8 protein-coding genes, 1 pseudogene and 1 riboswitch are annotated in these 8,106 nt (G+C 36.8%); of the genes and pseudogenes, 1 reads left to right on the top strand and 8 read right to left on the bottom strand.

Going from position 1 to position 8,106, the window contains the following annotated elements:
• The 6 genes and pseudogenes from HF964_RS09715 to brnQ all read right to left on the bottom strand — a co-directional run.
• A pseudogene (locus tag HF964_RS09715) lies at window positions 1–200 on the bottom strand (alcohol dehydrogenase catalytic domain-containing protein); the annotation flags it as partial.
• Between the two features lie 355 nt (window positions 201–555).
• The gene (ribH, locus tag HF964_RS09710) at window positions 556–1,017 is read right to left on the bottom strand and encodes a 6,7-dimethyl-8-ribityllumazine synthase (RefSeq protein ID WP_168722846.1); all 462 of its coding nucleotides are present in this window, start codon (window positions 1,015–1,017) and stop codon (window positions 556–558) included.
• 42 nt (window positions 1,018–1,059) lie between these two features.
• Entirely contained in the window at window positions 1,060–2,262 is a 1,203-nt protein-coding gene (gene ribA / locus HF964_RS09705; RefSeq protein ID WP_168722845.1) for a GTP cyclohydrolase II, read from the bottom strand.
• The gene (locus HF964_RS09700; RefSeq protein WP_168722844.1) at window positions 2,259–2,846 is read right to left on the bottom strand and encodes a riboflavin synthase; all 588 of its coding nucleotides are present in this window, start codon (window positions 2,844–2,846) and stop codon (window positions 2,259–2,261) included. Before HF964_RS09700 ends, ribA begins: the two co-directional genes overlap by 4 nt.
• Window positions 2,846–3,886: a bifunctional diaminohydroxyphosphoribosylaminopyrimidine deaminase/5-amino-6-(5-phosphoribosylamino)uracil reductase RibD gene (ribD, locus tag HF964_RS09695; RefSeq protein WP_168722843.1), complete on the bottom strand. Its 1,041-nt coding sequence runs from the start codon at window positions 3,884–3,886 to the stop codon at window positions 2,846–2,848. Before ribD ends, HF964_RS09700 begins: the two co-directional genes overlap by 1 nt.
• 134 nt (window positions 3,887–4,020) lie before the next feature.
• Window positions 4,021–4,153: riboswitch (FMN riboswitch) on the bottom strand.
• An 83-nt stretch (window positions 4,154–4,236) separates the two neighbouring features.
• Window positions 4,237–5,598 carry a branched-chain amino acid transport system II carrier protein gene (gene brnQ / locus HF964_RS09690; protein ID WP_168722842.1) on the bottom strand — a complete coding sequence of 454 codons (1,362 nt, stop codon included), beginning with the start codon at window positions 5,596–5,598 and terminating at the stop codon, window positions 4,237–4,239.
• A gap of 469 nt (window positions 5,599–6,067) precedes the next feature.
• Here brnQ and HF964_RS09685 point away from each other — a divergent pair, with 469 nt between their 5' ends.
• Entirely contained in the window at window positions 6,068–6,367 is a 300-nt protein-coding gene (locus HF964_RS09685) for a ribonuclease G (RefSeq protein WP_168722848.1), read from the top strand.
• Between the two features lie 111 nt (window positions 6,368–6,478).
• On the opposite strand, the gene HF964_RS09680 is transcribed toward HF964_RS09685, so the two are convergent.
• Together HF964_RS09680 and HF964_RS09675 are read right to left on the bottom strand one after the other, a co-directional pair.
• Window positions 6,479–7,768, bottom strand: coding sequence for an APC family permease (locus HF964_RS09680; protein ID WP_168722841.1), 1,290 nt, complete (start codon window positions 7,766–7,768; stop codon window positions 6,479–6,481).
• Between the two features lie 149 nt (window positions 7,769–7,917).
• A partial coding sequence (locus HF964_RS09675) for a hypothetical protein (RefSeq protein WP_168722840.1) occupies window positions 7,918–8,106 on the bottom strand: 189 nt, incomplete at its 5' end.

Below are 8,106 nucleotides of genomic sequence, written 5' to 3'. Positions count from 1 at the left end.
GTCAATGGTGCTTTACCACCAGTCAATTCTTCTGCTTTTTCAACTGGAATAAATACAGGTCCTTCTAAATATTCGTGTAAGTCTGAACCACAAATCCCAGCCCAGGCAACACGAACAACAACTTCGTCATCCTTTAAAGGTTTTAATTCCACTTCTTCAACTCGAACGTCTTTAACACCGTGCCATACTGCTGCTTTCATGATGCATACCTCTTTTTAAATTATTTTTTAGTTTATCTCCTGATTATCGCTAAAACTTTTGTGAAAGTAATAACAATCAAGCTATGCATTTATAATACTACTAAATAAAACTAAAAGCTATACTTAATTTTATCTTTAGGTAAAATTAATATTTAAAGTATAGAAAAAGCCTTACAAAGGTTTATAAATAGGCATTTAAAGTAAATTCAAGTTTAACGTTTACCTATATTAAAACTATTATTAATAGCATAAAAAACTTATAATACTTATTAGATAGATTGCTCAATCAGTATCAATCAAAGAATATTTAATTACAAACAAAAACACCTAAGTCCCCTTAGGTGCTTTTGTTCATTTAAATCTGATCAGCCAAGCTCATCATTTCAAGTAGTGCTGTTGCTACTTCACCACCTTTGTTACCGGCTTTGGCACCAGCTCGTTGTTGAGCTTGTTCTAAAGTATCAGTTGTAACAACCCCAAAGACTACTGGAATATCACTTTCCAAAGCTACTTGACCAATTCCTTTAGCTGTTTCGTTAATTACTAAATCATAGTGCGCAGTTTCACCTCTAATAACTGCACCGAGTGTAACAACCCCATTATATGCACCACTAGCAACAATTTTCTTAGCAATTGCTGGAATTTCAAAAGCTCCAGGAACCCAGATTAAAGTAATATCTTCATCAGAAACGCCATGTCGCACTAAGGCATCTTGGGCCCCGCTAATTAATTGGTTAGTAATCAATGAATTAAAGCGGCTCGCAATAATTGCTACCTTAACATCTTTTTTTGTATATAATCCTGTAATTTCACGCATAATAATTTCTCCTAGTATGTTTAATTTTGAATATGACGCACGCTATAGCATATGGTTAAATTTAGATTTCTTCGTTGCTAAATACGCTTCATTATTAGCGTTTTCACCAACTTGTAATGGTACTCGTTCAACTACTTGAATACCGTGGTGTTCAAGATCGGCAATCTTTTCAGGGTTATTAGTTAATAAGCGAACTTGTGTAATTCCCTGGGCCTTTAAAATTGCGGCTGCATGTTCATATGAGCGAGCATCAGCTAGATGGCCTAAAAAAGTATTGGCATCATACGTATCAAACCCACCTTCTTGTAAGGTATAAGCTTGTAGCTTAGCTGTTAAGCCAATCCCTCGACCCTCTTGTCGCAGATAAATAATGTATCCACCTTCCACATCAACGGCTTGCAAGGCAGCATGTAATTGGGGCCCGCATTCGCAGCGTTGCGATCCAAGGACATCTCCAGTGAAACATTCCGAATGTAAGCGAACAAGTGGTATTCCCGTACTAACTTTTTGACTTGCAATCAATAAATCAGGTTCTCCAACTGAATTAGGAAAGGCAGTTAATTTAAAATTTCCATATTCAGATGGTATTTTTACAGTCGGTCCAGGTTGTAAAACGGCATCATTAGTCACATGCCGATAAGTAATAATATCTTGAATTGAAATCTGGATTAATTGATTATCTTTAGCAATTGTAGCTAATTGAGCTTCACGAGCCATTGTGCCATCCGAATTTAAAATTTCAATAATGTAACTAACCGGTGGAACTCCGGCTAACTTAGCCAGGTCAACGGCCGCTTCAGTATGACCTGGCCGGACTAGTACACCGCCCTCTTCAGCAATTAATGGCAAGATATGACCTGGTCGTTCAAAATCAGTTGCCAGACTTTGTCCATCTGCTAAAGCTTTGATTGTTGCTGTTCGATCAGCAACTGAAACGCCTGTTACTGTATCTTTATGATCAACACTTACTGTAAATTTTGTCCCAAACTTTTCGGTATTAGTACTAACCATTGGTGTTAATCCCAATTTAGTTGCTCGAGGTGCTGACATTGGTACACACAAAAGACCCCGACCAAGCGTCAACATCTGATTAACGGTTGTATCACTAACAAATGCGGCCAAACCAATTAAATCGCCTTCATGTTCACGTTGGGCATCATCGGCCACAATTATCAATTGTCCTTGTTTCATAGCTGCTAGTGCATTTTTTACCCGTGTAACACTGGCTAATTGTTCTGTATTCATTTCATTACTCCTCGTAATAAGTATTTGGCTAAGATATCTGTTTCCAAATTTACCACCGCCCCAATTGGTTTGTTTGCCAATAACGTTACAGCTTGCGTATGGGGAATTAAAGCTACCGTAAAGCGCGGACCGTTAGCTTTTACTACGGTTAAACTCATCCCATCAATCGCAATTGAACCTTTCGTAACAATTTGCTTAATTTGGTCTGGTGCATAAATTTCTAGCCATAAGGTTTGGTTAACTAATTGTTTTTTCGTAATTTTACCAACACCGTCAACGTGGCCCATGACCACATGACCATCCAAGCGACCATTAGCAAGCAGCGCCTTTTCGAGATGGACTTCATCATTAATTTTTAAATATTTAAAATTAGTCGTATCAAAAGTGGGCATCATCACATCAGCTTGCATTGATGTTGCCGTCTTAGCGGTAATTGTTAAACACACGCCATTGGTCATCACACTTTGACCAATGGTTAAATCTGTAAAGTAACCATCTTTCGTCGTAATCTCCATTTGCATTTCATGTTGTTTGCGCACCAAGCGCGTAATGCGACCGACATTTGAAACAATTCCCGTAAACATTATTCTTGCACCCCTTTCAGCGTAATTTTAAGAGTGTTATCAATTACGTTGACGTTACTAATTATCCCTAACGTATTTAATGACTTAGTTGTGCCAAAACTTGATAAGCCTGTTTTGGGTAGAACGGTCATAGCTTGATAAATAATGATTTCTTGGTAAGCATTATCAGTAATAAAGGCCGCCTGGAGCTCACTGCCGCCTTCAACTAAGGTCGCCTGAATACCACGTTGACCTAATAGTTGCAACACTTTATGTGGTGTCACTACATCAAGATATTCAATATGTGCCGCCTGCTTAGCAAACTCAGGATTTTCAGTAATAATCAAGGTATTTTTACGTGTAGCTTCACTAGTATTCTTTAGCCGACCGCGGCGATCAATAATTACTCGTAAAGGTTGGTGCTGAGTGCTCACATGCCGGACTGTTAAGTTTGGTTGATCAACCAAAGCCGTTGTACTGCCAATAATAATTGCCTGTTGATATGCTCGTAATGTGTGACTATCTTCATCTACCATGGCTGACGTAATCTTGGTTGATTCACCAATCACGCCACTGATTTTACCATTCAGACTCTGGGCAACTTTTACAGTTACATATGGTAGCTGGTATTTATAAAAATAATGAAATGCCGGATTAATAGTTTCACTAACTGGTAGTGGCCAAATATCAACTTGGATACCAGCGGCTCGCAAACGTTTAACACCTTGATTCGTGACAAGTGGATTAGGATCAATTTGCCCTACCACAACTCGTTTAAGGCCCCATGTTGACATCTGAGTAGCACATGACGGTTGTTTACCAGTGTGTGCACATGGCTCTAGTGTAACGTAAAGCGTGGCTCCGATTAACTGCTGCTTATCTGGCACTTGTTGATACGCAGCAATTTCGGCATGGATATCACCATATTGCTGATGATATCCAACTGCTAAAATAGTGCTACCCTTAACAATTACTGCACCTACCCGAGGATTTTTCCACGAGTGCCATTCAGCTTTTTGTGCCATTGCAACCGCTAATTCCATGTATTCATGATCTTTCATCACTTCTCCATTCTAAGTTGGAGGCAAAAAATACCCCCAGCGATTATTCGCTAGGGGCATTATGGGAATTCGTATGCAAATAACCACCACACCTATGATTGTTCTCAAAAAGAGCCCACCGGTAGTGTGGTTATTGTCGTCTTCTCCCATCCAGACTTTACTGTCGGTCACAGAATCTCACTGTGTCAACCGCTTAATAGCGGGTCACGGACTTTAACTTGCGTTATCACCGTCGGTCGGGAATTTCACCCTGCCCCGAAGACTTATTTAAATTTTTAATACTCGCTAATATTAGCAACTAAAAATTTATTTGTCAAATATTGATTTAATTTTTAATGATTGAAGTTTCTTCATTGATTCATTGAAAAACCGGTTTTTTTAGCGCTAAAATGCCAAATAAGTCCAATAATTGCACCAATAATTCCTGGTACAATCCACCCCATTCCGATAACTTCAAAGGGTAAATAGTGATCTGCAAAATTAGTTATTGCTAAAATTGGCTTAGCTTGACTAATAAAAGTTGGACTAGCCTTTAAACCAGCTACAAGCCCCGCAATTAAGGTTAAATATGTCGTTACTTGATAAACACGAGAATCATTGTGAAATAATGGACTAAAAATTGTTAAAATAATCAAGGTAATTGCTAACGGATATAAAAACATCAATACTGGTACAGAATACGCAATAATATTAGTTAAGCCGACATTAGCAAAAATGGCCGGTAAAATACTTACTACCGTTGCAATCATTACATATGATTTACCCGGAAATAATTCAATAAAGGTTTGTGAGAACGCTGAGATTAATCCCACTGCTGTTTTCAAACAAGCAACAATAATAATTAATGCAAGTAAGATACTTCCAATTGGGCCTAAATAATATTGAGCAACTTGGGCCAAAGCAATTCCACCGTTGGCACTTAGCTTGAAATGCCCGATACTCATCGCGCCTAAATATGATAGCAATGTATAAATAATTCCCATTAAAGCAATACTAACAGCACCAGATTTAAAAGTATCAATTGCAATGGCTCCCGGTTGAGTAACACCACGATTTCTAATTGATGTTACAATAATAATTCCAAATGCTAATGAAGCAAGTGCATCAAGAGTGTTATAACCTTGCAAAAAGCCTGTAAAGAATGGTTGCCCAGTGTACATACTTTGTACCACCCCATGACTTACTTGCCCAAGCGGATGAATAAAGGCCATTACTAATAAAATAGCTAATAATATTAAAAAAATTGGGTTCAAATATTTACCGACATAGTCTAATAACTTACCTGGTTTCAGAGCTAAAAACCATGCACATAGGAAAAATACAATACTAAAAATAGCTAAATAAAGTGTTTGATTATGGCTTGCAACAAATGGCATAATACTAATTTCAAATGAAGTTGTTGCTAAGCGTGGTAAAGCAAAAAATGGCCCAATAACTAAATAAAGTAAAATCGTAAAAATATATGCATAAGTGCGATTCACACGAGTAGCAATATCGAATAATCCATTGGTTTTTGATATTCCAACAGCTATAATTCCTAAAAATGGTAGTCCAATGGCCGTTGTTAAAAAACCTAAATTGGCTAAAAAAATATTTGCTCCAGCTTGTTGTCCCATATTAACAGGGAAAATTAAATTACCTGCGCCGAAAAATAAACCAAATAACATCGACCCTAAATAAAGATAATCTTTCATAGCTAATTTTTGCTGCATATAATACCTCCAAAAAAATAAATTAACACTAAATTAACAAAAACTAAAATAAAAAGCAATGATTTTTTAATCGTTTTTTCATTTTTATTTTATACATAGTTTTAATCCCTAGTACATTAATTAATAAATAATTGATATATTATTTATTAATACTAAGTATGTGGTAAACTTAGCATTAATGTTAATGCTTTGCATAAAGGGGGAATTTAATATGCATTCAGGTGATCCAATCCAACCAATGGATTCAATTCAACAAGTTGATCCTACGCATCCAGTCCAACAATCACAACCAGATGCAACTCAACCAACACCAGCTAATAATATTGATGTTGTAGTAACACAAGAGGCACCAACAAAAGATACAAAGCAAACCAATAAACAACCACAACCTACATGGGATGGGCCTAATGGCAATGCTACTTACCGCTATATTCCTGAAGGTGTCCAAGGCTGGAATTGGGGCGCATTTATGTTTAATTTTTATTGGGGCTTAGGTAATAAAAGCTATCTGCCTCTTTTGTGTTTAATTACGGTTTTTAATATCATTTGGGCCTTTGTCTGTGGTATTAAAGGTAATGAATGGGCGTGGACTAATGGTGCTTACCAAGATGTCGAGACATTCCAAGCAGTTCAAAAAACTTGGAATCGGGCTGGCTTATTTGCTTTTATCATGGCTGCAATTGGCATTATTTTAGTCATTTTATTTTACATTTTTATCTTTGCTGCTGTTTTTGTTAACTATCAAAATAATGGCGGATCAAGCTACTAAAGTTCCTTCCAGAAATTAAATGTATTTGAAATATTAAAATACCTCTCTGAAGAATTCTTCAGGGAGGCATTTTAATATATTCTCATTGTCTCGAACATATTCTGACATTAATTACTTATTTTGATACTTTCCTGTCACGAAATACGATGCAACGGCAGCTATAATACCAAACAATCCAAAGAGTAATAGCTTTCCTTCAGCTTGACTAAGCAACCAAATACTTAAGACCAGAGCAATCATTGGAATAACTGGCCCAAACGGTAATTTATAATCCGCTTTAGGTCCTTTTTTAGTAAAATAAAAGTAAATTACCGCCAAAATAGTTGGTAAATATTGAACGAATCGTGCTACAACTGACATTTGTGCTAAAACTGCAAATTGTCCTGACCAAGTTAATGCCAAAGTTAATACACCAGTCAAAATCACCGCATAAGTTGGAATACCTTGCTTATTAACATAGGCGAGCTTCTTGGGTAAAGCACCTTGTTGGGCCATTGCCTGACCAGCCCGGGGGGCCTCAAATGAAGCATGAACAACAATTCCAAACATTGAAATTAATGTTCCAGCGGCAATCAACGCATATCCCCAATCACCACTAACTGCCCGAAAAGCATCTTGAATCGGTGTGGCAGAATTAGCAACTGCTGAGCCTAAGATACCATTTGATACTGCGATGACAGAAATATAAACAAACGCTACTACTGTAATGGCAATGATTAACGCCCGTGGGATGTTTTTACTTGGATTACGATAATTTTCAGAAGCAATGGTCATCGTTTCAAAACCGGTAAAAGCATATAGTAGCAATACCGCAGCTGAGCCAAAGGTCGTAAAATTCAAATGTGAACTAATTATTGGCGTTAAATTAGTTGGCTTCATAAAGAAAATTCCAATTGCAATAAATAAGAATAATGGTACTAACTTAGCAACTGTTGCAATTGAATTGAGGGCTTTCATAAAATGTACACCCATTAAATTAAGAATCGTTAAACTTGCTACTAACGCAAATGAAAACGCATGACTTGCGAAGTTTGAACTCAAAATGGGAAAAGTACTACCTAAAGCTGAGGTTAATCCAGCAATCATTGCTGACCAAGCAATCATTCGAATTAAATATGTCATGAAGCCAACAATGTAGCCAATAAAGTCGCCAAAGGCCTCCTTAGCATATAAATATGCTCCCCCATTGGCATGAAAACGTGAACTCATATCCGCAAATGATAGTGCAATGGTTAGAACTAAGACTGCATCGATTACTGCCACTAAAATACCACTGTTGCCGACAATTTTATAAACTTGATTGGGCATCAAAAAAATTCCAGTTCCAATGATACCGTTAATACCAAACAAAATTAATGCAAATAAGCCAAATTTATGTTTTTCTGTTACTTGATGTTCCATAAAGATTACCTTTCTATGTTTAAGTTAATATTAAAATATATTAACAAAAATCAATCCCCTATCGCAACTAATTACACTAAAAAAACTCAAAACAAATTTGTTTTGAGTTTTTTTAGTGTAATGCATTATTATAGATGATCTTTATAAGATTAATTCTTAACCAGATGCTTAATTGCAGCTTGAATGTTATTCATCGCAGCGTTTAATTGTCCCACTGTTGAATTAGCATTGTCACGGACCTTGCGGCCTGCATTCATTGCTTGTTGTAATGCGGCAAATGAATCAACACTGTAATCACTTGCTGCATATGGTAAGCCACTGATAATTGTTTGTTGTAA

Source organism: Periweissella fabalis (genome assembly GCF_012396505.1).
In the GTDB taxonomy this organism is placed as follows: domain Bacteria; phylum Bacillota; class Bacilli; order Lactobacillales; family Lactobacillaceae; genus Periweissella; species Periweissella fabalis.
This window is presented reverse-complemented; position numbering and strand designations above follow the sequence as displayed.

Coding starts and splice junctions, on each gene's coding strand:
- HF964_RS09685 (WP_168722848.1), top strand. CDS start 6,068: ATGTTTAATTTTTATTGGGGCTTAGGTAATAAAAGCTATCTGCCTCTT.
- HF964_RS09680 (WP_168722841.1), bottom strand. CDS start 7,768: ATGGAACATCAAGTAACAGAAAAACATAAATTTGGCTTATTTGCATTA.
- ribH (WP_168722846.1), bottom strand. CDS start 1,017: ATGCGTGAAATTACAGGATTATATACAAAAAAAGATGTTAAGGTAGCA.
- brnQ (WP_168722842.1), bottom strand. CDS start 5,598: ATGCAGCAAAAATTAGCTATGAAAGATTATCTTTATTTAGGGTCGATG.
- ribD (WP_168722843.1), bottom strand. CDS start 3,886: ATGAAAGATCATGAATACATGGAATTAGCGGTTGCAATGGCACAAAAA.
- ribA (WP_168722845.1), bottom strand. CDS start 2,262: ATGAATACAGAACAATTAGCCAGTGTTACACGGGTAAAAAATGCACTA.
- HF964_RS09700 (WP_168722844.1), bottom strand. CDS start 2,846: ATGTTTACGGGAATTGTTTCAAATGTCGGTCGCATTACGCGCTTGGTG.